This window comes from Cohaesibacter marisflavi, from assembly GCF_963665895.2.
GTDB classification, from domain to species: Bacteria; Pseudomonadota; Alphaproteobacteria; order Rhizobiales; family Cohaesibacteraceae; genus Cohaesibacter; species Cohaesibacter marisflavi.
The window spans coordinates 3,901,869-3,927,765 of the sequence record NZ_OY762534.1; the positions used below are offsets into that span (position 1 = coordinate 3,901,869).

The window sequence follows — 25,897 nt, forward strand, 5'->3', positions numbered from 1 at the left end:
GTTGTCGTTGCAGGATAGCTGAAAAATTGTGACGATGCTTTAAAAGCTTTATCCGCCGTTGCCTTGTCCTGTTGGCATTTGCTCATAAAAGAAAGCCGCCCCGGCTAGTTCTGGCAGGCCGGGGCGGCTTTTTTATTCTTGTCTATTAGGTCTTGGGGCTGTTGAAATCTACCGCTGCCAGATCATGGGCAAGGGTTGGAATGCAGCAGATGAACCTTGTTGATGGCTTCTTCCATTTCGTCGGTCAGCTTGAAATCGTGACAAGCGATGTCTGTTTTCAGCTGCTCGAGTTTGGACGCACCGAGGATCACCGACGTGGTGAACGAGCGGGTGTGGACAAAGGCCAAAGCCATTTGGGCAACATCCACGCCAAACTCTTCGGCAACCTTGAGATAGCCGCGAATGGCTGGTTCAGCTCCAGGAGTCTGATAGCGACCACCGAAATTCTTGAACAGGGTCATGCGTGCACCTTCAGGATGTTTGCCATCAAGATATTTACCCGTAAGAGTGCCCTGACCCAGTGAGGAATAAGCCAGCAGGCCGACCTGTTCGCGCATCGCGACCTCTGCGAGGTTGACCTCGAAGGTGCGGTTCAGCAGACTATAGGCATTCTGGATGGAAACGACGCGGGGGCCGGTGCCTTTTTCCGCTTCATTCAGATAGTTCATGGTTCCCCAGCCGGTCTCGTTGGACAGGCCCACATGACGCACCTTACCAGCCTTGACCAACTCGTCCATCGCGGCGAGTGTTTCGGCGATCGGGGTTTCGTCTTCGGCTGGTTCCGGATGGGAATAGATGACCGGGTTGGCGCCGAACTGGGAGACCTTACGATCTGGCCAGTGGATCTGGTACAGATCGATATAATCGGTCTTGAGGCGCTTGAGGCTCTTGTCGACGGCTTCAAAAATCTGTGCGCGGGTGAGGCGCGGTTCGATTTCGCCATCGCGGAACCATGTGCTCATGGAGCGGCCCACGACCTTTGTGGCCAGAATGATGTCGGAGCGGTTGCCGCGATCTTGCATCCAGTCGCCGATGATCTCTTCGGTGCGTCCTTGCGTGGCTGCGCGGCTAGGAACCGGGTAAAGCTCGGCAACATCAAAGAAATTGATGCCCTGATCGATGGCATAATCCATCTGTTCATAGCCGTCTGCTTTGGTGTTCTGCTCGCCCCAGGTCATGGTACCAAGGCAAAGGCTGCTCACTTCGAGGTCTGTGCGACCCAGTTTTCTCATTTCCATATCGGGATCCGTTTATTCATCGCCAGCAAAGGGGGAAGGGATCTGGCTGTGTTAAAATGGCTACATGCCAGATGCATGCTGTCAGTTAGGTTGGTTCAATAAATCAATCACGAAGGGTGCGATATTTTTGACAATCACTTGAATGCCCTTCTGGTTCGGGTGCATGCCGTCCTGCAGATTCAGGTCTGGCTCAGCGGCCACATCTTCCAGAAAGAAGGGGTATAGCGGTATTTGGTATTCATTGGCAAGGGCAGGGTAAATGGCGTCAAAGGCCTGAGTATAGTCAGCGCCCATATTGGGGGGCGACCGCATGCCCATCAAGGCGACCTTGATGTCCTTTTGCTGGAATTTCTCGATCATGGCCGCCAGATTGGCCTTGGCATTGTCTACCGAGAGCCCTTGCAAGGCATCATTTGCGCCCAGTTCCAACAATACAAGATCGATATTCTCCGGTGTTGACCAGTCAAGACGAGAGAGGCCAGAGGCCGTGGTGTCGCCAGAAACGGAGGCGTTGACGATCTCTACATCAAGTCCCTGGTTTTTTAAATGCTGCTGAAGCTGCGTTGGGAAATCCTCTCCGGCGGGCAACTGATAGCCAGCGGAGAGAGAATCGCCAAAGGCAAGAATTCTGGTGGTGTCGGCGGCTTTTGCAGAGGTCATGGTGAAGAGGCCAAGAAGCAGTAATAGAAAAAAGGAAGGGAAGAAATGGGCAGGATGACTGGTCATCCGAGCCGTTGCCGCACCGCCGTGTGGCGATTGCAGGCGAGCCGTTGTTTGGCCATGTTGGCTATATTCATACTTCATTTTCATAAGACTTATCTTTGGTGCGCATAAGCAAAACGCCCAAGAATGCGCTTTGCTGTCTTTGATTCCGAAATAACGACCCCATATAGGATTGATCATATTTTCCTTTGTCTTGTCTTCACACTGCGTGCAGAGTTACTTGCAATATAGGTTAGGATCATCGTGACTTCATCCCTTGCTCAAGAAGTTTCCAAAACAATGGCCAATCCGGCAGACGGAGAGACTGCAAAAGAAGCGATTATTTCGCTGCATGGCGTCTATTTGAGCCTCGGGGCAGGGAATTCACGGGTCGATATTCTGCGCGGCATCGATCTCGACATCGAAAGCGGCCACTCGGTGGGCCTTGTCGGGCCGTCCGGCTCGGGCAAGTCAACCTTGCTGATGGTGATGGCAGGTCTTGAGCAAGCCGATCAGGGCAAGGTGCTTGTTGAGGGCAGCGATCTGTCGCAAATGGATGAGGATACGTTGGCGCAGTTTCGCGGCACGCGGATTGGCATCATCTTCCAGTCCTTCCATCTGGTGCCGACCATGACAGCGCTTGAAAATACCGCCATTCCTCTGGAACTTGCTGGCCGCCGCGATGCCTTTGATGTCGCCAAGGCCGAGTTGGAAGCGGTGGGGCTGGGGCATCGCGTGCATCATTATCCGGCAGAGCTTTCCGGTGGTGAGCAGCAGCGCGTGGCCATTGCCCGTGCGCTGGCGCCGCGTCCCTCCATTCTTATTGCCGATGAGCCGACGGGGAACCTTGACGCAGACACGGGGCAGGAGATTTCCGATTTGATGTTCCGCCTGCATAAAGAGCGGGGCATGACGCTGATGCTGGTGACCCATGATCCGCGCCTTGCAGATCGATGTGAGCGTGTGGTGCGGCTCAAATCCGGCCAGTTGGTGGAAACACCCCATGATGCCGCCCATCCGGCTCAATAGGAGGGCGCTATGGATCAGCTGACTTCGAATAAGGACACAGGCAGCGCGCATGCGTTTCCCGGCTTGCCTGCGCCACGTGGTATTTGGGCATCATTGCGCCTTGCCTTCCGCTTTGCACTTAGAGAAATGCGTGGCGGATTGCGTGGATTTTATATTTTTCTGGCCTGTATTGCTCTTGGCGTGGCTGCCATTGGCGCTGTCGGCTCGGCTTCAAAGGCGCTAACCGGTGGTCTCAATGAGCAGGGACGGCAGATTCTGGGCGGGGATATCTCGCTATCGGCCATTCACACGCCGTCGACTGAAGAGCAGCGCGCCTATTTGAGACAGTTTGGCCAATTGGCACAGTTGGCCAGCCTCAGGGCTATGGCGCGCACGGTTGATGCGTCCGATCAGTTGCTGATTGATATCAAGGCTGTGGATGGCAATTACCCCATGGTCGGGGATCTGGTGACCACCAATGGCAAGACGCTTGCGCCCGGCTCGCTGATTGTTGATCCGCTCCTTCTGGATCGGCTCGGGCTTTCGGTTGGGGATCCGCTGGTTATCGGGGTCAAGCAATTCACCATCGCAGACAGCATTGCTGACGAACCGGACGCGCTGGCCTCTGGCATCGCCTTCGGGCCAAGGGTGATCATGGGGCTTGATGATCTGCAAGCAACCGATCTGCTACAGCCCGGCGTCATCGTGCGCTGGATCACGCGGCTGAAGATGGATGGTGATCCGTCTCTTTCCCAAGTCGAGGCCGTTATTGAACAGATAAGGGCAGAATTTCCCGATGCGGGTTGGCGCATTCGCTCTCGTGCCGATGCCGCGCAGGGGCTAAAGCGCAATATCGATCGCTTTGCGGCCTTTCTGGTGTTGGTCGGCCTTGCCTCGCTGATCACTGGCGGGGTTGGTATCGCCAATGCTGTGCAAGCCTTCATCTCCGGTCGGCAGACGACCATTGCCAGTTATAAGTGCCTTGGGGCGCCCAGTTGGCTGATTGTCGGCATCTACCTGATGCAGATTGTCTTTATTGCTTTCATTGGCATTGCGATCGGTGTCTTTTTCGCGGCGCTCGTGCCTTTCATTCTGCAGGCTGTGATACCGGATAATTTGCCGCTGTCTTCGTCGTTGTTTCATCCGCTGCAGTTGGGCAAGGCGGCTCTGTTCGGTCTGCTGGCTGCGCTGCTTTTCTCCATGCGCCCTCTGCTGCGTACCCGTTCCATTCCGGCAACGGCGCTGTTTCGTGACCAGATCGCACCGGTCAAATATCGGGCCAGCAAACGCGATTGGCTGATCGTTCTGGCGCTTGGGGCTTTGCTGGTGGGGCTGGTTCTTGCAACGGCAGAGGTGCTCTATGTGGCTGCGGCTTTCCTTTTGGGCATGGTGATTGTCTTCTTGCTGCTGCGGTTCGTGGCTTTCGTCATCATGAAGGTGGCTGCTAGGTTGCCGCGTTTTCGGCATGTGGTGCCGCGGCTTGCCATTGCCAACCTGCATAGGCCCGGCGCGTTGACGCCTTCGGTGGCGCTGTCGCTCGGGCTCGGGCTCAGTCTGTTGGTGACGCTGGTGCTGATCGATCTTAATCTGCAACAGCAACTGACAGGCAATTTGCAGCAGAAGGCACCAAACTTCTTCTTCATGAACATCCAGAATTCCGAGGTCGATCAGTTTGAAGCCGAACTGGAAGCCATGGCTCCGGAAGGCATGCATCAGCGCGTGCCGATGTTGCGCGGTCGGCTGGTGACGCTGAAGGGGATCGCTGCACGTGATTTCGAAGCGCCGGACGGAGCGCAATGGGTGCTGCGCGGGGATCGTGGCATCACCTATTCGGCCCATCTGCCTGAAAATTCCACGCTGGTGGAAGGCGAATGGTGGCCTCAGGATTATTCCGGCGAGCCGCTGCTTTCCTTTGATGCCGAGTTGGCTGACGAAATGGGGCTGGCCATTGGTGATATTTTGGAAGTCAATGTGCTTGGGCGCACCATTTCGGCAAAGATTTACAATCTGCGGCAGGTGGAATGGCAGTCTCTGGCGATCAATTTCGTCATGGTCTTCTCGCCCAACACCTTTGCCGGAGCGCCGCACGCCCATCTTGCCACTCTGACCCTTGATCCTGATGGCAAGGAGAGTGCCGAGCAAATTGGGCAACGGGAATCGGCCATCATGAAGGCCCTTGTGCAGGATTTTCCAGCTGTCACCTCTATTCGGGTTGGTGATGCGCTTGATACGGTCAATGATCTTGTGCGCCAGTTGGCCTGGGGCATGCGCGCGGCTTCATCGCTTGCCATTATTGCCTCCATTCTGGTGCTCGCCGGGGCCTTGGCCGCTGGGCAACGCGAACGCATCTATGATGCGGTGATCCTCAAGACGTTGGGGGCAACCCGTGGTAAGGTTTTGCAGGCCTATTCGCTGGAATATTGTCTGTTGGGCGTGATTACGGCAGTCTTTGCGCTGATCATCGGCCATGTGGCGGCTTATCTGGTGCTGACCGAGATGATGGAAATGGCCTTTGCCTGGCAGCCATTGGTTTCGGCCATCGTGGTGGTGCTTGCCATGCTTCTGACAATTTTGCTTGGTCTCATTGGTACATGGTCAAGTTTGAACCGGAAACCGGCCCGAATTCTGCGTAACGGTTAACTGGCGTTAAGATTTCAAATGAAGCTTGGGCGAGTCTTTTCAAGCTTTTACAAGGGTCGGGCAAGGATTGTGCATCAAACTTTGCGGCCAGTGATGACATTTGCGTGAATTCGACGATAGAATCCCGTTTGTTGCGCAAAAAGGTCTTGAGCTGGTGCCTGAACCCACCCATATATGGGACACACGTCGGTTTTGAAATTAGGTCCGGCGACCACCAACGACATGAACACTTCGGATTGGTCAGTCGAACCGTTCGAGCTTTTGAGTTTTGTGAGGAGAAACCATGGTGAATGACTTCCGTCAAAGCGCGCAGCATATGAGTGGCCGTGCCGCCGAAATGGCGCGTATCGATCAGGGCCTGCGCAGCTATATGCTGAAGGTCTATAACTATATGGCCATTGCGCTGGCAGTGACCGGCGTATTTGCCTATGGCCTTTACACTGTCGCCTTTACACAGGATCCGTCTCAGGCCGTAGCTCAGGTGAGCGGTAGCCTGTATGTGACCCAGCTTGGTTACACACTGTTTGGCAGCCCGCTTAAATGGGTCGTGATGTTTGCGCCTCTGGCGATGGTAATGTTCCTGAGCTTCCGTATCCAGAAAATGAGCGCTAGTGCTGCTCAGACCATGTTCTGGGCTTACGCGGCGCTGATGGGTATTTCCCTTTCATCGATCTTTGCGGTTTATACCTCGACATCCATTACGCAGGTCTTCTTCATCACCGCAGCAGCCTTCGCTGGTCTTAGCCTCTATGGCTACACCACGCCGAAGAGCCTGTCTGGCTGGGGCAGCTTCCTGTTCATGGGCCTGATCGGTATCGTGATCGCTTCGATCGTCAACATCTTCCTTGCGTCCAGCGCACTGGCCTTTGCCGTGTCTGTGATCGGTGTTCTGGTCTTTGCAGGCCTGACCGCCTATGACACCCAGCAGATCAAGGAAATGTATTTCGAAGGTGACAGCTCCGAAGTCGCTGGCAAGAAAGCCATCATGGGCGCTCTGCGACTGTATCTGGACTTCATCAACCTGTTCATCATGCTTCTGCAGCTGCTTGGCAACCGCGAATAGGCATAGAACAGCGCTCTGCTGAATTAGAAAAAGCCGCTCCATTCGGGGCGGCTTTTTTCGTTTGATGCCATAGATATGGTGCGTCTTGCCCTGTCTTTCAATTGGGGCCATTCCCGACAAAATCGGTCACATTGACGCTTGGCTCTCGCGCGACATAGGTAAGGTGTCGCCTCATACTGTGCGGCCTTGTTTGTAAGGATATTTGCGGGATAGGGGAGGATTTGTCGTGATCAAACTCATCGCAGGCGTCAATTTTGTTGCCGCCATGGTTCATCTGCTTTTCTGGGGGCTGGTGGCCTTCCATTTTTGGGACGGGGTCTTTGGTACGGCACCAACGACAGCGTTGGCGACGACGTTCGGAATCGGGGTGGCCGATCTCGTCTGGTCGGTGCCTTTGTTGTTGATTGGCTCGATAGGGCTAATGCGCCAGCATGCGTTCGGCTGGCTCTGTGCGCAGATGGCGAACGGGCTCTATTTCTATTCCATGACCTTCATTCTGGTCAGGGACGGGCTGACGGGGGATTTCAAGCCCGGCTCCTATCTCTTTATGCCCTTCACGCTGTTTGCTTTCTGGGCCGTGTGGGCGCTCTGGAGCCGGCGCCATCTGTTTTTCGTGCCTAGCTTTCCACGACCTTGAGCAGTTTCTGATTGAGAAGCTTGAGGATGGAATCCAGCTCGTGACCGCGTTTGAGAATCTGGCCCTGTTGCGAAATGAGGCTGTAGGCGCCCTGACGGCGGGCGAGCTTGGGATTTTTCTCGATGCGGTAAATGGGCATTTCGCTTGATCGTCGGAAGATGGAAAAGACCGCCCGGTCTTTCAGTGTGTCGATGGCGTAGTCGCGCCACTCGCCTGCTGCCACCATGCGTCCGTAAACGTTGAGAATATTCGTCAGCTCCATGCGATGGAAACAGATTTGCTGAGGTGGCTTTGGCTGTTGGTTCGAATGGCCTGTCGTTGTTGCCGGACGCAGACTTGCCAGTGAGGTCACACTTTCATCAGAATTATCGAGCAAGCGATCCTCCGTTTGTTCGTGGTCATGGAAGGCATGACACCTAATGTGGCGCCGATCTTCGAAAACTCAAGAGATATGATTGCTGTAAAACGCCCGCTTGGCAAGAGTGGAGACCCGAACCAGCAAGGGGCTTGTCGCAAAGTTCATAGAGGGGGACACGATTATTCTGTTTTAAAGCAAGATATGGGTAGAGAAGCATTCGCTTTCTTTCGTGGAGGATCTGGTCTCCTGTCACCTGGCGATGGGGGCCTGACCGGATGACTGATCGTGGTGTTATCTGATTGATCGGCATAGGAAAATCACACAATTGCCTTATTTCGGCCCTTGGAAAGTCGCAGGTGGGGACCAATATCAGATATGTTGCATCGCGGTACGGTTCATTGATTGGACATGGGACTCTGCCCCCTCTGACTTATGTCCATGAACCTGATTGTTAAGCTTGGTCTGCTTGAGCTTTGATTTCAATGGCTCGAGCAGCTTGCTCGGCAAGCGTTCGATAGAGGTCATTTGTCCTTCGGATTCCCGATAGCGGTCAACATCCCAACAGCTCCTTCACGGGATGCCTTAGCGCATCCCGTTTTTTTTGGGCTCTGCTTTGCCCTTCCCATCTTGAAACTCACCGGCAGCATTGCTAGATCCTGTGCTGAAAACCGTCTTTCTTGCAGTTTTCCGGGGTATCCTTTTGCTCTTCTCGTGCTTGCGAGGCGGGGAGGCGGATGAACCTTGCAGAAAGGCGATCAATCTGGTTGCCGGATTTGGGCCAAAGCGGCTGCTTCCGGCGATGCTGATAAGGAAGGACATCTGTCATGACTGATGAAGCGCAAACTGCTGCTGCGGGCGCCGAGACCCATTCGTTTGAAGCCGAGGTTTCCCGACTGCTCCACCTGATGGTGCATGCCGTCTATTCCAACAAGGAAATTTTCCTGCGTGAGCTGATTTCCAACGCGGCGGATGCCTGCGAGAAATTGCGCCATGAGGCTCTGACCAATTCCGATCTGACGCGCAACGACCCCACTTTCAAGATCACACTGTCTTCTGATGGCAAGGCTGGAACGCTGAAGGTTGTCGATAACGGCGTTGGCATGAGCAAGGAAGAGCTAATCGACAATCTTGGCACGATCGCCCGCTCCGGCACCCGCGCCTTTCTTGATCAGCTTGCCAGCAGCTCCAATGGCGAAGATGGTTCGGCCCTGATCGGCCAGTTCGGTATCGGTTTCTATTCCGCCTTCATGGTGGCCGACAGCGTAGAAGTCGTTTCCCGCCGCGCCGGAGCCGATGAAGCATGGCGCTGGTCGTCCGATGGCATGGGGTCTTACGAGATTGCCCCGGCAAGCGATGAAGACGCGCCGGTGCGCGGCACCAAGATCACGCTGTATCTGAAGGAAGACGAAAAGAGTTTTGCCGATCCGGTAACCATTCGCCGCGTCGTACGCGAATATTCCTCTCATGTGCCCGTACCGATCCGCCTGATGAGCTACAATGAAGAAGCCAAGGCGATTGACGAGGAAGAGCTGACCGATGGCTCCGCACTCTGGATCAAGCCGAAGTCGGACATCACCGAAGAGCAATATACCGAGTTTTATCAGCATACGGCTGGCCAGTTCGACCATCCGGCCCTGACGATCCATTATCGCGCTGAAGGGCGGACGGAATATAACGTGCTGGCTTTCGTGCCTGAGCATAAGCCGTTTGATCTGTTTGATCCAAACCGCAAGGGCCGCATCAAGCTTTATGTGCGTCGTGTCTTCATCACCGATGATGCAGATGTGCTGCCGGCTTATCTGCGCTTTGTGCGCGGTGTCGTGGACAGCGAGGATATCCCGCTCAACATTTCCCGCGAAATGTTGCAGGACAACCCGATCCTCAATGCCATTTCCAAAGGCGTGACCAATCGCATTCTCAGCGAGCTGGAAAAGCTGGCCAACAAGGAAGAAGAGAAATTTGCTTCCGTCTGGGAAGCCTTCGGCCCGGTCATCAAGGAAGGCCTTTATGAAGATCCCGAGCGTCGCGATCAGTTGTTCAAGCTGGTGCGCTTCAACACCACCAAGGGCGACAACCGCACCTTGGCGCAATATGTCGAGGATCTGAAGGAAAACCAGACCGCGATCTATTATGCGCTCGGCGACAGCAAGGAAGCCATTCTGGCCAGCCCGCAGCTTGAAGGCTATCAGGCGCGCGATGTAGAGGTTCTGCTGCTCTCTGATGCAGTGGATGCCTTCTGGGTGCAGACAGCGCTTGGCTTTGATGGCAAGAGCTTCAAGTCTATTTCCCAGGGCGGTGCCGATCTCGATTTGATCGAGAAGCCGGAAAAGGAAGAAGACAAGGGCAAGAGCGAGGAAGACAAGGCCAAGGAACAGGGCGATGTGGCCGAGCTGGTGACCTTCGTTAAGGAAACCCTCGGGGAGGCCGTGTCTGACGTGCGCATTTCTGCTCGTCTGGCAACGAGCCCGGTTTGCATTGTGGCTCCGGATTATGGTCCGGATCGTCAGTTGGAAAAACTGATGCGCAGTCAGAAGGGCGCTGAGGTCGGAATGAAGCCAATTCTTGAGGTTAATCCGGATCACAGCCTCATTCGCATGCTGGCTGACCAGTATAAGGCTGCCAGCGACAAGGCCAGCGTAGAAGACGGGGCGCATCTGTTGCTCGATCAGGCGCTTATTCTGGATGGCGAACATCCGACCAATCCGGCCGACTTTGCCACACGCCTCAGCAAGGTGATGATGTCGGGTCTCAAGTAAGAGACCTGCCGCATAAACCAATCGGCGCGATTGGATGACATCAAGCCGCGAAGGAGGGTATCTTTCGCGGCTTTTTTGTTGTATTAGCAGCACTCTTGTAAAGGTGAAGAGGTGCCTCCCGGTTTCGGGGGTGGTAATTTGCGCCCAGTTTCGCCATATAGAACGAGAAAACCGAGAGCCCAGATACGGATCGGGCTCTCCTTCCCATCATAATGATCAGCAAAGTGATCAAGCAGGAATGGCTGAGAAATGGCCCCGCACGTGCAATTCTTGAAAATGAATGGTCTTGGCAACGAATTCATCGTGATCGATGCCCGAAAGACCAAGCCCCAACTTGGGGCCGATGCCGTGCGCGCACTTTCCAACCATCAGACCGGACCGGGCTGCGATCAGTTCATCACGCTTGAAAAGTCGCCCGCTGGCGGGGATGTTTTTATGCGCATTCACAATGCCGATGGTGGCGAGGTGGAAGCCTGTGGCAACGCGACCCGCTGTGTCGGGCGGCTGATGATGGCCGAGAGCGGCGTCAATCGGGCGGTGATCGAAACAGTGGTCGGCAAGCTGATCGGCTATCGCTGTGATGATGAAAGCATGGTGACGGTGGATATGGGCGTGCCGAAATTCGGCTGGCAGGATATCCCCCTTTCCGAACCTTTCGAAGATACCCGTGTCATTGAACTGCAAGTCGGACCGATTGATGCGCCTATTCTTCATTCCCCCTCGGTGGTCAATGTGGGCAACCCGCATGCCATTTTCTGGGTGAAGAATGATGTCGAGAGCTATGGGCTGGAAGTGAACGGACCGCTGCTGGAAAATCACATGATCTTTCCGGAGCGGGCCAATATCTCTCTGGCGCAGGTGCATAATCGCAGCGAGATGACCCTCAAGGTCTGGGAACGCGGCGTGGGCCTTACGCAGGCGTGCGGCACGGCTGCCTGTGCTGCCACGGTGGCGGCCATTCGCAACAAGATGACCGACCGCACCGTGCTGGTGCATTTGCCCGGTGGCGACCTCACGATCGAGTGGCGCGAAGCGGATGAGCACATCATGATGTCCGGTGGGACAGAACTGGAATATGCCGGTGAGATTGATCTTGCAGATCTCTCCTGGCGCAAGCTGCCAGCAGGCAGCGTGGAGTAGCCTTATATGACAATCAAGGTTCTTACCTTCGGATGTCGCTTGAACACCTATGAATCCGAAGTGATGAAACAGCAGGCCGATGAAGCCGGGCTGGACAATGCCATTCTTGTGAATACCTGCGCTGTAACCAGCGAAGCGGTGCGTCAGGCCCGCCAGCAGATTCGCAAGGCGAAGAGGGACAATCCCGATGCCCGCATCATCGTGACCGGTTGCGCCGCGCAGACCGAGAGCGAGCGGTTTGCCTCCATGGAAGAGGTGGATCTGGTGCTTGGCAACGATGAGAAATTGCGGGCCGAGAGCTATAAGGCCGTGCCTGACTTCGGTGTGCCGCTACCAGAGAAGATCCGCGTCAACGACATTATGAGTGTGCGCGAAACGGCGCTGCATCTGATTGACGGGCTGGAAGGGCGCACCCGTGCCTTCGTGCAGATCCAGAATGGCTGCGACCATCGCTGTACCTTCTGCATCATTCCTTTCGGGCGGGGCAATTCCCGCTCTGTTGCGATGGGGCCGATTGTCGAGCAGATCACCAAACTGGTGGACAATGGCTATGCGGAAGTGGTGCTCACGGGCGTGGATATCACCTCTTACGGGGCAGATCTGCCCGGTCAGCCCAAGTTGGGCACGTTGGTCAAGTCCATTCTCAAGCATGTACCGGATCTGCCGCGTCTGCGCATTTCATCGATTGATTCCATCGAGGCCGATCCGGACCTGATGGACTGCATTGCCAATGAAGAGCGCCTGATGCCGCATCTACATCTCTCTTTGCAGTCGGGAGACAATATGATCCTCAAGCGCATGAAACGGCGGCATAATCGCGAACATACCATTGCCTTTTGCAAGGATGTGCGCGCGTTGCGGCCGGATATGGTGTTCGGGGCGGATATCATTGTCGGGTTCCCAACCGAGACCGAAGAGATGTTCCAGCGCAGCCTTGATATTGTCGAAGAGTGCGATCTGACCCATTTGCATGTGTTCCCATATTCCGCTCGGCCCGGAACACCCGCAGCGCGGATGCCGCAGGTGCGTGGTCCGGTCATTCGCGAACGGGCTGCCCGGTTGCGTGAAGCGGGGGAAGCGGCCCTGCAGCGCCATCTTCAAAGCCAGATCGGGCGTGAGGTGCGATTGCTTGTAGAGGGGAAAGGTCTTGCCCGCACTGAGCAATTTACGCTTACGGAGATTGCAGAAGGCGATTCAGGTGATATTGTTGCTGCGCGCGTCGTGGATGCCAGCCAGCGCCATTTGATGGCGGTCGGGCTTTGATCGTCCGCATATAGATGCGCGCCGCCTTGCGCTTTCGAGCGCGTTTTTCGATCAGGGAGTAGGATCGTGGCCAAAAAAGGATTTTTCTCGCGTTTGTTCGGCTCGTCCGAGGAGAACACGCCCGAAGAGCAAGTCAAGGACAAGGCTCTGGAGGCGGAAGGCGAGGATGTTGCCGATCCTGCCCAGGAGGCGACGGAAGCGACGCCTGTTGAGACCGAAGCTGAAGCGGTGGTTGCGGCTGCTGGTGACGATACAGGCAATGCTGGCGATGCTGTCGAAGAAGTGGATGTGGCCATTATGGGCGGGGATGTCCCTGCCGGAGCCGTTGCATCCGACGCCGAGGAGCTCGCCGAAGACAAGCTGGGAGAGGAAGCCGGTGAGGCTGTCTCCGAGGCCGATCTGGCCGCGCTTGAAGCGGAAGAAGCCGTTGTTCTGGAAGAGGATGCGGTCGATGATACTCCCTTGGAAGAGGCCCCTGCACCACTAGACGCGCCAGCTGCCGAGGAAGACGGACCGGAAGAAGCTATTGAGGCAGTGGCTGAAGAGCCTGAGCTCCCAGAGATTGCTGCCGAAAGCGCACCTGCGGACGACGCCGCTGACGTGCTTGAACCAGTCGTTGAGCCAGCAACAGTTACTGAAGAAGCAGAAACGCCAGCGAAAAAGCTCTCATGGTTCGAGCGGCTCAAACAGGGGCTGTCGCGCTCTTCAGGGGCGTTGGGTGAAGGGATCAGCTCGATCTTTACCAAGCGCAAGCTTGATGACGACACCCTGCAGGATCTGGAAGACATTCTCATTCAGGCCGACCTTGGCGTTGAAACGGCGATGACGATCACGGAGCGCCTTTCTGACGGGCGCTACAACAAGGAAGTGTCTGACAAGGAAGTACAGGAAATTCTCGCCGACGAGGTGGACAAGGTGCTGGAGCCGGTGGCCAAGCCGCTGGAGATCACAAAGCCGGCCAGCGGTCCGCATGTGGTCCTGATGATCGGGGTCAACGGCGCAGGCAAGACCACCACGATCGGCAAGCTGGCGCAGAAATTCCGCGCCGATGGCAAAAAGGTCATGATGGCCGCTGGCGATACCTTCCGAGCGGCTGCCATTGACCAGCTGAAGGTCTGGGGCGAACGCACGGGCGCACCCGTGATTGCCCGCGAAGTGGGGGCTGATGCCGCCGGGTTGGCTTATGATGCGATGCTGGAAGCGAAAGAGAAGGACATGGATGTTCTTCTGATCGATACCGCTGGGCGATTGCAAAATCGCACCGAGCTGATGGCCGAGTTGGAAAAGATCGTCCGCGTGATCAAGAAGCATGATGAAGCGGCTCCGCACTCGGTGCTGTTGGTGCTGGATGCGACCACGGGGCAGAATGCGCTCAATCAGGTTGAGGTCTTCACCAAGATGGCGGGCGTTACGGGCCTTGTCATGACCAAGCTGGACGGCACGGCGCGGGGTGGTATTCTCGTTGCCATTTCAGCCAAGCACAAGGTGCCGGTGCATTTCATCGGTGTTGGCGAAGGCGTTGATGATCTGGAGCCATTCGCATCACGTGATTTCGCACGAGCCATTGCTGGGTTGGCAGACAATTGAGAACAGGCCTGTTCGCAGGCATATTGAACAGGCAAATAAAGGCATAGCATGAGCAATTCCGAATATCCCGGCAAGGATGCTTCTGAGGGGAGCGCACAGCAGGCGGCCGAGCCGCAGTTGGACAAGGCCCAGCTTCTCAAGCTGGTTCTGGAACTGGGGCCACTTGGCATTTTCTTCTTTGCCAATGCCAAGGGCGAAATGCTGGCAGACTGGATACCGGCGCTTGCTGGCATGAAGCCGATCTTCATCGCCACAGCCTGTTTCATGGTTGCCACCGTGATCTCTCTGGTCATTTCCCGAGTCAAGCTTGGTAAGCTGCCCGTGATGCCCATGGTCACCGGTGTTGTGGTGTTCATTTTCGGAGGGCTGACGCTCTATCTTCAGGATGACACCTTCATCAAGATGAAACCGACCATCGTCAATGTGCTGTTCGGATCGGTTCTGCTTGGGGGCTTGCTGTTTGGCAAGAGCCTGCTGGGCTATGTGTTTGATTCCGTGTTTGAGCTCAATGCAGAAGGCTGGCGCATTCTGACCATTCGCTGGGGCATTTTCTTCTTTGTGCTGGCGTTCCTCAACGAGATTGTCTGGCGCAATTTCTCCACCGACGTCTGGGTGGACTTCAAGGTCTTTGGTGTCATGCCGCTGACGATGGTTTTCGGGGCCTTCCAGATGCCCCTGCTCAATCGCTACGCGCCGGGCAAGGAAGAAGAAGCCTGAGCCGGCTGCATATGAAAGTCTTACGAGATGAAACCTCAGGTGTTTCTGTTTGACGGGCCTATAGGAGTGGGTAAGACATCTCTGGGGCAGAGCGTCTGGCACTTGCTTTCATCGACGGCGATGATCATTGTAAGACGGAGCGCTGGTTGGATTCCAGTTTGCAAACCAACAAGAGCATTGCGTCTTTGTGCATCAAGTTGCTTGATAGCGGGCAGGGGGTGATTGTCGCCTATCCTGTGCGCCGCACGAACTGGATTTTCTTTAAAGAAACATTTGCGCATCTGGGATATTGCTGCCGCTGCATTGGCCTGATTGCGCAAAGCAGCCAGATCGCAAAACGCGAACGGGTGCTCTCAAAGGGAGAGTTGGCCAGAAGCATGCAGATGATCAAGGAAGGCAATGGTCAGCGAAGCTTCTGCGACTTGATCTATCACACCGATAAAGCTGACCTTGAAACCAACTGCGTCCGTCTTGCAGACAGCATCCGCGCACTGCCTTAATTGGCCTCTGCCAGAATCTTTTCCAGTTTGGGCATGAAATTTTCGGCGATGGAGCGTTTGGTCAGGGCGCCAATATGCTTGTAGCGGATGATGCCTTTTTTATCGACAATGAAGGTTTCCGGCGCGCCATAGACGCCCCAGTCGATGCCGACGCGGCCTGAAACATCCATGCCGACCTTGTCAAACGGGTTGCCGTGATTTTTCAGGAAGCGGGCCGAGTTGGCCGGTTCGTCTTTGTAGGCAAGGCCGATGAGGTCGAAGCGATTGTCATTGGTCATCTCGATGAGCAGCGGATGTTCGTCGCGGCATGTGGGACACCAGGATGCCCAGACATTGACGACGGCAACCTTTTCCTTGAAATCCTCGGTCTTGAAACCGGGAATGATGCCGCCATCGGGGCGGCGAATGCCGAAGCTGGCATCCAGCGGCGGCAGGTCAAACTCTGGTGCGGGCTTGTTGATCAGCACGCTGGGCACTTCATTGGGGTTGCGCCCGAATTGCATCTGATAGCCAAACAATAGCGCCATGCCGACAAAGATGAGCAATGGCAGCAGGATAAAGATATTGAACCCGCGCTTGGAAGGGGCCGCTTCTTCGCTTGGTGCTTGTTCGGTCGTCTGGTTTTCGGGCGTTTTGTTGTCTTCGCTCATGCTGGTCGTTCTGCTCGCAGGATGTGACGTGTCAGATTAGGAATGTGTGGCCGCTTTTGTGCGTTCGGAGCGGCGATGAATACCTCTCTCATGCAATTGGGCCAAAATTTTGGTCTGTTTGCGCCCATCCAGCAGGACCCACAGGATCAAGACAAGGATGGTTGCAGCGGTGACGCCATAGGAGGCGAGAATGAAACCGGCGTAATTTCCAAACATGCTGTTCTCCTTGCTCTGCTTTTGCCCCAAGTATCTCAGGTGCCTTTGCGCGTCAGTGTGAGGCCGAAGGGCCGGTGGAAGGGCTGGCTGCCTGAGTGGCTGCGGCCCGATTGCCGGAGGCGACCTGACGGGCGGCCTGCATTTGCATCGAGCGGATGCGGCGTCGCAGAATTTCGTTTTTCATGGCTTTGAAATGCAACACGGTGAAAAGCAGCGTGAAGCCGATTGCCATCACCATCAAGGGGATCAACATGGAATTGTCCATCTTGGGCCCTTCGAGTGTGAAGACGCTGGCGGGCTGATGCAGGGTGCTCCACCAGTCGACCGAGAATTTGATGATCGGGATGATGATAAAGCCCACAAGGGTGAGGATGGCGACGGCCTTGCCTGCCTTGATCGGGTCTTCGATGGCGTGCCAGAGGGCGATGAGCCCAAGATAGATGATCAGCAGAATGAGCATGGAGGTGAGCCGTGCATCCCAAACCCACCAAGTGCCCCACATGGGCTTGCCCCAGAAACTGCCGGTGGTCAGGCACACGAAGGTGAAAGCCGCGCCCAGAGGGGCTGCAGCCTTAGCCGAAACATCAGCCAGCGGGTGCTTCCAGACCAACGTGCCGAGGGCGGAAATGGTCATCATGGTATAGGCGAACATGGCCAGCCACGCAGCAGGTACATGGATATACATGATCCGGACCGTGGCGCCTTGCTGATAGTCTTCCGGGGAATCAATCAACGCCATATAGAGCCCTACGCCGATTACGACCACCGTGAGAATAACGAGCGGGATCATGATCTTGTCAAGCAATGCGAGAAAGCGCGTTGGATTGGCCAGGTCTCTAATCCGGAAAGATGTTTGTTTGGTCTCAGTCATCAAGCGTCCTGCGGTCTGGTCGAGCCCCGCGAAGGGGGCGGCTTGTTCGGTTGGTCACCGAAAAGCGCGCCGGGTTTCTAGACAAATATCACGAGATGAAAGGCGCGCGAATTACGATTTTGTAACAAAGCCGCTTTTGCGCGCCGACTTTCTGCTATTCCTGCGAACTCCTCAAGGCGGCTGCGGCGGCCACGGGGCCGATTACCAGATAGAGAAGCGATAGGCCGCATAGAATGTAGAATGGCGTATCAAAAGGCGCAGGATCTGTGACCGCGCCAAGGGATGCGCTGACACCAAAGATCAGTACGGGGATCGTCAGCGGCAGAATGAGAATCGAAAGCAGCAAACCGCCGCGCCTCAGGATCACCGTCAGGGCCGCACCCACCGCGCCAATGAGCGTGAGTGCTGGCGTGCCGACAAGTAAGGTGGCAGTTACGGCGGCAATGCCGACCGGCTCCACATTGAGAAACAGCGACAGAAGCGGGGTTGCGACCACCAGAGGCAGGCCGGTGGAGATCCATTGAGCTGCGCATTTGACCAGCACCACCAGCTCCAGCGGATGTTCGCCCAGCAGCAGAAGGTCCAGCGTGCCGTCTTCCTGATCTGCCTGAAACAGTCGATCCAGGCTAAGCAGCGTCGCCAGCAGGGCTCCGATCCATAGAATGGCCGGGCCGATGCGGGCAAGAAGATTGAGATCTGGCCCCACGGCAAAGGGAAAGATGGTGACGACGATCAGGAAAAACAGCACGCCCATGAGCGCACCGCCGCCGATCCGGATGGACAGTTTTAGATCCCGTACAAAGAGGGCACCCATGGCTGACATATTCTGCTCTCCTAGTGGGCGGTTGGTTCGCTCAAAGCGTCATCAAGCGCGGGCTCGCTGGCCAGATTGCGGTCAAGATGCAGGCGCAGCGGGTCGACCAGTCCAAGAGGCGCATGGGTGGCGGCAATGATCAGGCCGCCCTCAATCAAGTGCTCTGCCATCAGAACCTCCAGCTTGTGTTCGGATGCCTTGTCGAGCGCCGAGGTCGGCTCATCGAGCAGCCAGAGGGGGCGGTAGCTGACCAGCAGGCGCGCCAGCGACAGACGTCGGCGCTGACCGGCGGAGAGATAGGCCGCAGGCAGGTCGATGAGATCCTCGATCCCCACTTCGATCATTGCCTGATAGGGACTGCGGGTGGGGTGGCCATAATAGGTTTGCCAGAATTTGAGATTTTCCCTGCAAGACAGGGCTGGCTTGATAGCGTCGGCATGGCCAAAATAATGGGCTTGCTGGCCGACAGATAGGTCGTCCTCGGCCCCCTCAAGCGTCATGGAACCGGCATGGGCCTTGATGAGGCCCGCCAATGTGCGCAGCAGGGATGATTTTCCTATGCCGTTCGGGCCGGTCACCACAAGCGCCTTGCTTCCGGGCAGGTCGAAGGAAATATTCTCGATGACAGGACGGCCTCCACGGATACATCCCAAATTATGAACGCTTAAAAGCTTTGTGTCTTCTTGAAGAGTCAATGGTTGGTTACTCACCGCTGGGATCTGTATTGGAAACCAAATCTTGCCTTGAATTTCATTCTTTTATCTGGATTTTCCTGCTTGGGGCTGTCCAGCCTGTCTTTTGCATATTCCAGCTATAAAAAAGCACAGTCAAGACCATCGGTTATCTAGCAATCAGTAGTAAAAGATCATAAAAATGGCTTGTTTGATGCCTGCGGTTCTCGCGAGGTCGGGTAATGTTGCGCTCTTTTTGGGCGGAAAACCGGCTTTTTGAGATCTTCTCGTGAGCATTTTCTTTCAATCATTGCACTGCATGTGCCCTTTTGTTGGCTCGGGCGCATGATCTGCACAAATAGGTGATGATCGACGTTGGAGCAATGGCCTTTTGTCGAAGCATTGCACGTTGATCTCATTGATTCAGGACGGCAGTTGAAATGCCATTTTCTTCTCACCACGTTTAATGGGAAGAAAATGGTTGAGCGTTAACGAATAAGCTGGGACCGATATGACCTTATATACAGACTATCTAGACGAAATCGAAACTCGCAAGATTCAAGGGTTGCACCCCAAGCCTATTGATGATGCCGCTCTCTTGAATGAGATTATTGCGCAGATCAAGGACACCGGCAACGAGCACCGGGCCGATTCACTTCACCACTTCATCTATAACACGCTGCCCGGGACCACGAGCGCAGCGGGGGCAAAAGCGGCCTTTCTTAAAGAGATCATTCTGGGCAATGAAGTCGTTGAGGAAATCACTCCGACTTATGCCTTTGAGCTTCTCTCCCATATGAAGGGTGGACCGTCGATCGAGGTTCTGCTCGATCTTGCTCTTGGTGATGATGATGCCATTGCCAAACAGGCCGCCGAAGTGCTGAAAATGCAGGTCTTCCTGTATGAAGCCGATATGGAACGCCTCGAAAGCGCCTACAAGGCTGGCAACGCGATTGCCAAAGACGTTCTGGAGAGTTATGCGAAGGCAGAATTCTTCACCAAGCTTCCCGACGTGGACGAAGAAGTGGAAGTGGTTACCTATGTCGCCGCCGAAGGCGATATCTCCACCGACCTTCTGTCTCCGGGCAATCAGGCCCATTCCCGCTCCGACCGCGAACTGCATGGCAAATGCATGATCTCGGAAAAGGCACAGAAGGAAATTGAAGCACTGAAGCTGCAGCATCCGCAAAAACGTGTCATGTTGGTGGCGGAAAAAGGCACCATGGGTGTGGGCTCTTCGCGCATGTCTGGCGTTAACAACGTGGCGCTGTGGACCGGCAAGCCTGCCAGCCCTTATGTGCCGTTCGTCAATTTCGCTCCGGTGGTTGCCGGTACCAACGGTATTTCGCCGATCTTCCTGACCACGGTCGATGTGACCGGTGGTATTGGTCTTGACCTTAAAAACTGGGTCAAGAAGGTTGATCCGGATGGCAAACCAATTCTGAATAATGATGGCAACCCTGTTCTCGAACAGAAATATTCCGTCGAGACGGGCACTGTTCTCAAGATCAACACCAAAGAGAAGAAGCTTTATAATGAGGATGGCTCTGAAGAGCTGACGGATGTTTCCAGATCCTTCACGCCGCAGAAGCTTGAATTCATGAAGGCTGGCAGTTCCTATGCGATTGTCTTTGGCAAGAAGCTGCAGACATTTGCTGCCGAAACCCTTGGCATTGAAGCACCGACCGTCTTTGCGCCACCCAAGGAAGTGACCAATGAAGGGCAGGGCCTGACGGCTGTCGAGAAAATCTTCAACAAGAATGCCGTGGGCGTGAACTCCGATTTGCCACTGCTCGCTGGTTCGGACGTGCGCGTCAAGGTGAATATCGTCGGCTCGCAGGATACTACGGGCCTGATGACATCGCAGGAACTGGAAGCCATGGCGGCAACCGTGATCTCGCCAACGCTGGACGGGGCCTATCAGTCTGGCTGTCATACAGCGTCCGTTTGGGATCTCAAGGCGCAGGCGAATATTCCGCGGCTCATGAAATTCATGAATGACTTTGGTCTCATCACCGGTCGTGACCCGAAAGATGTCTATCCGCCGCTGACGGACGTCATTCACAAGATGCTGAACGATCTGACCGTTGATGACTGGGACATTATTATCGGTGGCGACAGTCATACCCGCATGTCAAAGGGTGTTGCCTTCGGGGCCGACTCAGGCACCGTTGCATTGGCTCTGGCCACGGGCGAAGCCTCCATGCCTATTCCGGAATCCGTCAAGGTGACCTTCAAGGGCACTATGGCTGATTATATGGATTTCCGTGATGTGGTGCATGCAACTCAGGCGCAGATGCTCAAACAGCATGGAGACAATGTCTTCCAGGGCCGAGTGATTGAAGTGCATATCGGCACACTGTTGGCTGACCAGGCCTTCACCTTCACTGACTGGACCGCAGAAATGAAAGCCAAGGCTTCCATCTGTATCTCCAACGATGAAACCCTGATCGGGTCGCTTGAACTGGCCAAGAGCCGCATTCAGGTAATGATCGACAAGGGCATGGACAATGAGAAGAAGGTTCTGCAGGGTCTGATCGACAAGGCGAACAAACGCATTGACGAGATCAAGTCTGGTGAGAAACCGGCTCTGCGTCCTGACGACAATGCGCAATATTTCGCAGAAGTCGTGGTTGATCTGGACGAGATCGTCGAGCCGATGATTGCCGATCCAGATGTCAACAATGCCGACGTTTCCAAGCGCTATACCCATGATACGATCCGTCCGATCTCCTACTATCATGCAGAGAAGAAGGTTGATCTGGGCTTTGTCGGGTCTTGTATGGTGCATAAGGGTGACATGAAAATCGTTGCCAAGATGCTGCGCAATCTCGAGGCTGCCAAAGGCAAGGTCGAGTTCAAGGCGCCGCTCGTTGTTGCCGCACCGACCTACAACATCATTGATGAGCTGAAGGAAGAAGGCGACTGGGACGTGCTTCAGAAATATTCAGGCTTTGAATTTGATGATCTGGCACCAAAGAGCGCTGCGCGTACCGAATATGAGAATATTCTCTATCTGGAGCGTCCGGGCTGTAACCTCTGCATGGGTAACCAGGAAAAAGCCGAGAAGGGTGACACCGTTCTGGCAACCTCCACACGCCTCTTCCAGGGCCGTGTTGTGGAAGACAGCTCCGAGAAGAAGGGCGAATCCTTGCTGGCCTCCACGCCGGTTGTCGTTCTCTCTGCAATCCTTGGCCGCACGCCAACCCTTGAGGAATACAAGACTGCGGTTGAAGGCATTGACCTGACCAAGTTTGCCCCTCCAAAGGAAATTCCGGGCACCTCGCGGTCTGTGCATTTCTAGGATCATTCGGTTGAGCTTCGCTCTCCTTGATATCGAATTAAGAGCCCGGCGTTCGAAAGAGCGTCGGGCTTTTTGCTTGCTTGACTGTGAAGGTGGGGGCGCTTATCCAGGATATGTTGATGGATAGAGGAGTTTTGATGTCCCGCTGAAAAGGGAAGCCGCAGATGCTTCCAATTGCATGAACCGTGTGAGACCTGCGGCGCGTTGCGCCAGCAGTCACTGTTTGTGCGACCATTTTTAGCGAAGCAATGAAACCGGAACGGCACCAGCCTTTCCGGACGAAAACTGGATATCACATCATGATCCGGACATTTACATCTGAAGACACCGACGCCGTGATTGCCATCTGGCAATCTGCCAGCGAACTGGCGCATTCCTTTCTTCCTGCCGACTTTATGATCGAGGCCGAGCGGTTGACCCGAGAGGTCTATCTCCCGCAAGCCGAGACATGGGTCTTTGTGCGCGATGGCGCAATTGTCGGCTTTATCGGACTGATCGACGCCTATATAGGCGGACTGTTTGTCGACCCCTCTCATCATGGCGAGGGCATAGGGCGGGCGCTTGTCGATAAGGCTTTGGCAGAGAAGGGATCCTTGACGGTTGAGGTCTTTGTCGACAACGCTATCGGACGGCGCTTTTACACAGCCTATGGCTTCACCGGCGATAAGCAGGTGAGTGACCCGCATTCGGGTTTTCCGTTGTTACAGCTCACCTATGAGGTGACAGCTTAACGAAACAGCCCGGCGCCACTGCGCGCCGGATTTTTTCTTGCGCTGGTTGCCGCTTTTCTGTCAGACTGATAAAAAAGAATATCCTTCCAAATCGAGTTTTCCCATGTCCAACATCGTTCCACCCGCTGATGCAGACGCGCGTCGCGCGATCAAACCCGTTATTTGCTATCCGACCGAGACCTTGCCCAAGCCGGATATCGGGCTTTATCAGGCTGCTTTTGAGGGGGCCGAGAAGATTGATGAAGTCATCATTCCGGCGCGAGATGCTGCCAGCATTGAGGTGCCTGCAGGGCATCTGCTGCGCATCATCTGTCCGGAAGGGCCGCAGGTGGGGGATCTTGATCTCTTCAACAGCGGCAATCTCGACGAGCGTTTTTATTCAGGCAAGACCCGCGCGCTGCATGGAACCCATGTGAGCATTGGTGATCAGCTCTGGTCGAGCTTTCCCTATATGCGGCCGATGGCGACCGTTATGGAAGACACGCTGGCATGGTATGGCATCGATGAATATGGTGGCTCGGTGCATGACGTGATTGGTACGCGCTGTGATCCCTATACGGGGCGTGTGCTCAACGGGGTGGATTATCACTATTGTTGCCATTCGAATCTGACGCGCGCTTTGGCGCGGGCGCGCGGGCTCAGCCTGCCTGAAGCTGAGAAATATGTACATGATGTGCTCAATGTCTTCATGTGCACCGGCTTTACGCGGGATACGGGGCAATATTTCATGAAGGCCAGCCCGGTGCGGCCCGGCGATACTCTGGGGCTGTTTGCCGAGATTGATCTTTTGGCAGTGCAGAGTGCCTGTCCGGGCGGGGATTGCTCATCAGAACATTCCAGTGATGCGGCACAATGCTATCCCTTGAAGATGGAAGTCTATAAGCCTGCTGCGGGAAGCCTGGAGGGCTGGCAAAGCCCTGCTGTGAATGCTTATGATGGCAGTCACGGCTGCTGAAGGTTTGAGCTTAGAAAAGGGCAACGAGCACGGCTCCTGTGGCGATGAAGCCAACGCCGAGCCAGCCACCAATGGAGAGCTGTTCGCCAAGGAAGAGAGCGCCGAAGATGGCAACGAGCACAACGCTCATTTTGTCTATGGGGGCAACCTGAGAGGCTTGTCCGATTTTGAGGGCGCGGAAATAGCAAATCCATGATGCGCCTGTGGCCAGACCGGAAAGGAACAGAAAGAGGATTGATTTTGACGATAGGCTGGAAAGGCTGTCCCAGCCGCCTGTCGCACTGAGCATGGCTGCCAGAGCGAACAGAATAACGATCGTGCGTATGAAGGTTGCGAAATCCGACCCAATACCGGATACGCCGACCTTGGCAAAAATGGCCGTTAATGCAGCAAAGCAGGCCGAAAGAATGGCCCAGAACTGCCATGAAAGGATTAGATTTCTCATTGTTTCCTCGTGCTCGCCAGAGGACGAACGGATTCGAGTTTGAAAGAGTGAAATTTTGTGACCTCTCCCACGCTTTGGCAAGAGCCAAGTCGGGGTGGCGCAATGACGTTTGAACGTTGGAGGGAAGATATGATTTATACTGCATCTGATAAACGCTATGACACCATGCCTTACCGTCGGTGTGGCAAATCAGGACTCAAGTTGCCAGCGGTTTCGCTGGGGCTCTGGAACAACTTTGGCTATGACACACCGCATTTCACTAAGCAGGAAATGTGTCGGACCGCATTTGATCTGGGCATTACCCATTTCGACCTGGCCAACAATTATGGCCCGCCTGCTGGTGCTGCCGAAGAAGCCTTCGGTGACATTCTCAAGACCGACTTCAAACCCTATCGCGATGAAATGATCATTTCTTCAAAGGCAGGCTATGACATGTGGCCGGGGCCTTATGGGGAATGGGGTAGCAGGAAATATCTGATCGCGTCCTGCGATCAATCCCTCAAGCGTATGGGGCTCGACTATGTCGACATTTTCTATTCCCACCGCTTCGATCCCAATACGCCGTTGGAAGAAACCATGGGGGCGCTAGATACGCTGGTGCGTCAGGGCAAGGCGCTCTATGTGGGCATTTCGTCCTACAATTCCCAGCGAACGCGGGAAGCGGTCAAGATTCTCAATGAACTTGGTACGCCGTGCCTTATCCATCAGCCGAGCTATAATATGCTCAACCGCTGGGTTGAACGCGATGGTCTGAAGGATACGCTCAAGGAGCTCGGTGTGGGCTCGATTGCCTTTACGCCATTGGCTCAGGGCATGTTGTCCAACAAATATCTCAACGGTATTCCGGCTGATTCGCGTGCTGCTTCCGGTCGTTTTCTCAAAAAGGAAATGATCACGGATCGCGCTGTCGAGCATCTCAAGAAGCTCAATGAGATTGCCGCTCGTCGCGGTCAGACGTTGGCGCAGATGGCGATTGCGTGGGTGCTGCGTGATGAGGGTATTACCACGGCACTGATCGGGGCGTCTCGTGCGTCGCAGATCGTTGACTGCGCAGGTGCGGTAGCGAATCTTGATTTCACAGCGGAAGAACTGGCTGAGATTGATCTTTATGCGCAGGATGAGGACATCAATATCTGGAAGAAATCATCCGATCTGTGATTGACCCGGTCTTTGTGGCTTATTGAAAAACGAAAAAAGGGCGAGCGGCCAAGCCGTTCGCCCTTTTGTTGATCGCTGTGTGATCGTATCAAAAATCGATGGCACGACCGTCGATTTCATAATCATCATAGCGTGATGGATCGAGACCGCCGCGACCATTGAATTCTTTGGGGCGGTCTGCACTGACTTTCAGTGCATCGCGTTCCTTGCGGCGCTGTTCCGCTTCCATGAGCGCGCGCTGGGCTGCGGGGGGCAGATCCTCAAACTTGCGGCGTGGTCTTGGCTCTTCTTTCGGCTTGGCAGTATCGGCGACGCGTTCTTCCGTGCTCTTGAACTGAGGGGAGTCGACGTCAACCGTCTGTCTTTTCGGGGCTTCGTCTGCCATAAATTTGCTCCCTTGCTTTCCTATCTTGAAAATGGGTCTCGTGCGGCACCATATAGGATATTATAATGCGATCCAATCGCTGTGCGCC

General features: G+C 55.0%; 24 protein-coding genes. 14 read left to right on the top strand and 10 right to left on the bottom strand.

The window, feature by feature from the left end:
* Nucleotides 1-182: 182 nt before the first annotated feature.
* Both ACKPCT_RS18490 and ACKPCT_RS18495 read right to left on the bottom strand, forming a co-directional pair.
* Nucleotides 183-1,238, bottom strand: a complete 1,056-nt coding sequence (locus ACKPCT_RS18490) for an aldo/keto reductase (protein WP_090074553.1) — start codon at nt 1,236-1,238, stop codon at nt 183-185.
* An 81-nt stretch (nt 1,239-1,319) separates the two neighbouring features.
* Nucleotides 1,320-2,048: an arylesterase gene (locus tag ACKPCT_RS18495; protein WP_175528142.1), complete on the bottom strand. Its 729-nt coding sequence runs from the start codon at nt 2,046-2,048 to the stop codon at nt 1,320-1,322.
* 192 nt (nt 2,049-2,240) lie between these two features.
* Between ACKPCT_RS18495 and ACKPCT_RS18500 the strand changes: the two genes are divergently transcribed.
* The 4 genes from ACKPCT_RS18500 to ACKPCT_RS18515 all read left to right on the top strand — a co-directional run bounded on the left by ACKPCT_RS18500 (nt 2,241) and on the right by ACKPCT_RS18515 (nt 7,288).
* Nucleotides 2,241-2,969, top strand: coding sequence for an ABC transporter ATP-binding protein (locus tag ACKPCT_RS18500; RefSeq protein ID WP_319569439.1), 729 nt, complete (start codon nt 2,241-2,243; stop codon nt 2,967-2,969).
* Nucleotides 2,970-2,978: 9 nt separating this feature from the next.
* Nucleotides 2,979-5,588, top strand: a complete 2,610-nt coding sequence (locus ACKPCT_RS18505; protein WP_319567603.1) for an ABC transporter permease — start codon at nt 2,979-2,981, stop codon at nt 5,586-5,588.
* 283 nt (nt 5,589-5,871) lie between these two features.
* On the top strand, nt 5,872-6,651 hold the full coding sequence (locus tag ACKPCT_RS18510) for a Bax inhibitor-1/YccA family protein (protein ID WP_090074560.1): 780 nt from the start codon (nt 5,872-5,874) through the stop codon (nt 6,649-6,651).
* Between the two features lie 226 nt (nt 6,652-6,877).
* Entirely contained in the window at nt 6,878-7,288 is a 411-nt protein-coding gene (locus tag ACKPCT_RS18515; RefSeq protein WP_090074561.1) for a hypothetical protein, read from the top strand.
* On the opposite strand, the gene ACKPCT_RS18520 is transcribed toward ACKPCT_RS18515, so the two are convergent.
* Entirely contained in the window at nt 7,269-7,622 is a 354-nt protein-coding gene (locus ACKPCT_RS18520; protein WP_244544764.1) for a DUF2794 domain-containing protein, read from the bottom strand. The two genes, ACKPCT_RS18515 and ACKPCT_RS18520, sit on opposite strands and share 20 nt — an antisense overlap.
* Nucleotides 7,623-8,470: 848 nt before the next feature.
* Between ACKPCT_RS18520 and htpG the strand changes: the two genes are divergently transcribed.
* The 6 genes from htpG (at nt 8,471) to ACKPCT_RS18550 (ending at nt 15,609) form a co-directional block, all read left to right on the top strand.
* A complete protein-coding gene (htpG, locus tag ACKPCT_RS18525; protein WP_319567604.1) occupies nt 8,471-10,402 on the top strand; it encodes a molecular chaperone HtpG in 1,932 nt (643 codons plus the stop codon).
* Between the two features lie 249 nt (nt 10,403-10,651).
* Nucleotides 10,652-11,542, top strand: coding sequence for a diaminopimelate epimerase (gene dapF / locus ACKPCT_RS18530; RefSeq protein WP_319567605.1), 891 nt, complete (start codon nt 10,652-10,654; stop codon nt 11,540-11,542).
* Nucleotides 11,543-11,548: 6 nt separating this feature from the next.
* Nucleotides 11,549-12,805 (top strand): tRNA (N(6)-L-threonylcarbamoyladenosine(37)-C(2))-methylthiotransferase MtaB, encoded by a 1,257-nt coding sequence (gene mtaB / locus ACKPCT_RS18535; RefSeq protein ID WP_090074566.1) that lies wholly within the window; start codon nt 11,549-11,551, stop codon nt 12,803-12,805.
* Between the two features lie 297 nt (nt 12,806-13,102).
* Entirely contained in the window at nt 13,103-14,392 is a 1,290-nt protein-coding gene (ftsY, locus tag ACKPCT_RS18540; protein WP_319569440.1) for a signal recognition particle-docking protein FtsY, read from the top strand.
* A 48-nt stretch (nt 14,393-14,440) separates the two neighbouring features.
* Entirely contained in the window at nt 14,441-15,109 is a 669-nt protein-coding gene (locus ACKPCT_RS18545; protein ID WP_319567606.1) for a septation protein A, read from the top strand.
* Nucleotides 15,110-15,255: 146 nt separating this feature from the next.
* A complete protein-coding gene (locus ACKPCT_RS18550; RefSeq protein WP_319567607.1) occupies nt 15,256-15,609 on the top strand; it encodes a hypothetical protein in 354 nt (117 codons plus the stop codon).
* On the opposite strand, the gene ACKPCT_RS18555 is transcribed toward ACKPCT_RS18550, so the two are convergent.
* The 5 genes from ACKPCT_RS18555 to ccmA form a co-directional block, all read right to left on the bottom strand.
* Complete coding sequence (locus ACKPCT_RS18555; RefSeq protein WP_319567608.1) at nt 15,606-16,259, bottom strand: DsbE family thiol:disulfide interchange protein; 654 nt, start codon at nt 16,257-16,259, stop codon at nt 15,606-15,608. The genes ACKPCT_RS18550 and ACKPCT_RS18555 overlap by 4 nt on opposite strands.
* 36 nt (nt 16,260-16,295) lie before the next feature.
* A complete protein-coding gene (gene ccmD / locus ACKPCT_RS18560; protein ID WP_319567609.1) occupies nt 16,296-16,475 on the bottom strand; it encodes a heme exporter protein CcmD in 180 nt (59 codons plus the stop codon).
* Nucleotides 16,476-16,527: 52 nt separating this feature from the next.
* Nucleotides 16,528-17,346 (bottom strand): heme ABC transporter permease, encoded by an 819-nt coding sequence (locus ACKPCT_RS18565; RefSeq protein WP_319567610.1) that lies wholly within the window; start codon nt 17,344-17,346, stop codon nt 16,528-16,530.
* A gap of 154 nt (nt 17,347-17,500) precedes the next feature.
* Nucleotides 17,501-18,160, bottom strand: coding sequence for a heme exporter protein CcmB (ccmB, locus tag ACKPCT_RS18570; protein ID WP_319569441.1), 660 nt, complete (start codon nt 18,158-18,160; stop codon nt 17,501-17,503).
* Between the two features lie 20 nt (nt 18,161-18,180).
* Nucleotides 18,181-18,855 carry a heme ABC exporter ATP-binding protein CcmA gene (gene ccmA / locus ACKPCT_RS18575; RefSeq protein WP_319567611.1) on the bottom strand — a complete coding sequence of 225 codons (675 nt, stop codon included), beginning with the start codon at nt 18,853-18,855 and terminating at the stop codon, nt 18,181-18,183.
* A 487-nt stretch (nt 18,856-19,342) separates the two neighbouring features.
* On the opposite strand from ccmA, the gene ACKPCT_RS18580 reads away from it, so the two are divergent.
* The 3 genes from ACKPCT_RS18580 to ACKPCT_RS18590 all read left to right on the top strand — a co-directional run bounded on the left by ACKPCT_RS18580 (nt 19,343) and on the right by ACKPCT_RS18590 (nt 23,821).
* Complete coding sequence (locus tag ACKPCT_RS18580; RefSeq protein WP_319567612.1) at nt 19,343-22,135, top strand: bifunctional aconitate hydratase 2/2-methylisocitrate dehydratase; 2,793 nt, start codon at nt 19,343-19,345, stop codon at nt 22,133-22,135.
* A gap of 299 nt (nt 22,136-22,434) precedes the next feature.
* On the top strand, nt 22,435-22,866 hold the full coding sequence (locus ACKPCT_RS18585; protein WP_319567613.1) for a GNAT family N-acetyltransferase: 432 nt from the start codon (nt 22,435-22,437) through the stop codon (nt 22,864-22,866).
* Nucleotides 22,867-22,969: 103 nt separating this feature from the next.
* A complete protein-coding gene (locus ACKPCT_RS18590; RefSeq protein WP_090074582.1) occupies nt 22,970-23,821 on the top strand; it encodes an urea carboxylase-associated family protein in 852 nt (283 codons plus the stop codon).
* Nucleotides 23,822-23,831: 10 nt separating this feature from the next.
* Here the strand turns inward: ACKPCT_RS18590 and ACKPCT_RS18595 are convergent, their stop codons facing one another.
* Entirely contained in the window at nt 23,832-24,266 is a 435-nt protein-coding gene (locus ACKPCT_RS18595) for an EamA family transporter (RefSeq protein WP_319567614.1), read from the bottom strand.
* Between the two features lie 129 nt (nt 24,267-24,395).
* Between ACKPCT_RS18595 and mgrA the strand changes: the two genes are divergently transcribed.
* Entirely contained in the window at nt 24,396-25,424 is a 1,029-nt protein-coding gene (gene mgrA / locus ACKPCT_RS18600; protein WP_090074686.1) for an L-glyceraldehyde 3-phosphate reductase, read from the top strand.
* 88 nt (nt 25,425-25,512) lie between these two features.
* Here the strand turns inward: mgrA and ACKPCT_RS18605 are convergent, their stop codons facing one another.
* Nucleotides 25,513-25,809 (bottom strand): DUF1674 domain-containing protein, encoded by a 297-nt coding sequence (locus ACKPCT_RS18605; RefSeq protein WP_090074585.1) that lies wholly within the window; start codon nt 25,807-25,809, stop codon nt 25,513-25,515.
* Nucleotides 25,810-25,897: the final 88 nt, after the last annotated feature.

Coding starts and splice junctions, on each gene's coding strand:
- ACKPCT_RS18490 (WP_090074553.1), bottom strand. CDS start 1,238: ATGGAAATGAGAAAACTGGGTCGCACAGACCTCGAAGTGAGCAGCCTT.
- ACKPCT_RS18495 (WP_175528142.1), bottom strand. CDS start 2,048: ATGAAAATGAAGTATGAATATAGCCAACATGGCCAAACAACGGCTCGC.
- ACKPCT_RS18500 (WP_319569439.1), top strand. CDS start 2,241: ATGGCCAATCCGGCAGACGGAGAGACTGCAAAAGAAGCGATTATTTCG.
- ACKPCT_RS18505 (WP_319567603.1), top strand. CDS start 2,979: ATGGATCAGCTGACTTCGAATAAGGACACAGGCAGCGCGCATGCGTTT.
- ACKPCT_RS18510 (WP_090074560.1), top strand. CDS start 5,872: ATGGTGAATGACTTCCGTCAAAGCGCGCAGCATATGAGTGGCCGTGCC.
- htpG (WP_319567604.1), top strand. CDS start 8,471: ATGACTGATGAAGCGCAAACTGCTGCTGCGGGCGCCGAGACCCATTCG.
- dapF (WP_319567605.1), top strand. CDS start 10,652: ATGGCCCCGCACGTGCAATTCTTGAAAATGAATGGTCTTGGCAACGAA.
- mtaB (WP_090074566.1), top strand. CDS start 11,549: ATGACAATCAAGGTTCTTACCTTCGGATGTCGCTTGAACACCTATGAA.
- ftsY (WP_319569440.1), top strand. CDS start 13,103: ATGGGCGGGGATGTCCCTGCCGGAGCCGTTGCATCCGACGCCGAGGAG.
- ACKPCT_RS18545 (WP_319567606.1), top strand. CDS start 14,441: ATGAGCAATTCCGAATATCCCGGCAAGGATGCTTCTGAGGGGAGCGCA.
- ACKPCT_RS18555 (WP_319567608.1), bottom strand. CDS start 16,259: ATGAGCGAAGACAACAAAACGCCCGAAAACCAGACGACCGAACAAGCA.
- ccmD (WP_319567609.1), bottom strand. CDS start 16,475: ATGTTTGGAAATTACGCCGGTTTCATTCTCGCCTCCTATGGCGTCACC.
- ACKPCT_RS18565 (WP_319567610.1), bottom strand. CDS start 17,346: ATGACTGAGACCAAACAAACATCTTTCCGGATTAGAGACCTGGCCAAT.
- ccmB (WP_319569441.1), bottom strand. CDS start 18,160: ATGGGTGCCCTCTTTGTACGGGATCTAAAACTGTCCATCCGGATCGGC.
- ACKPCT_RS18580 (WP_319567612.1), top strand. CDS start 19,343: ATGACCTTATATACAGACTATCTAGACGAAATCGAAACTCGCAAGATT.
- ACKPCT_RS18585 (WP_319567613.1), top strand. CDS start 22,435: ATGATCCGGACATTTACATCTGAAGACACCGACGCCGTGATTGCCATC.
- ACKPCT_RS18590 (WP_090074582.1), top strand. CDS start 22,970: ATGTCCAACATCGTTCCACCCGCTGATGCAGACGCGCGTCGCGCGATC.
- ACKPCT_RS18595 (WP_319567614.1), bottom strand. CDS start 24,266: ATGAGAAATCTAATCCTTTCATGGCAGTTCTGGGCCATTCTTTCGGCC.
- mgrA (WP_090074686.1), top strand. CDS start 24,396: ATGATTTATACTGCATCTGATAAACGCTATGACACCATGCCTTACCGT.
- ACKPCT_RS18605 (WP_090074585.1), bottom strand. CDS start 25,809: ATGGCAGACGAAGCCCCGAAAAGACAGACGGTTGACGTCGACTCCCCT.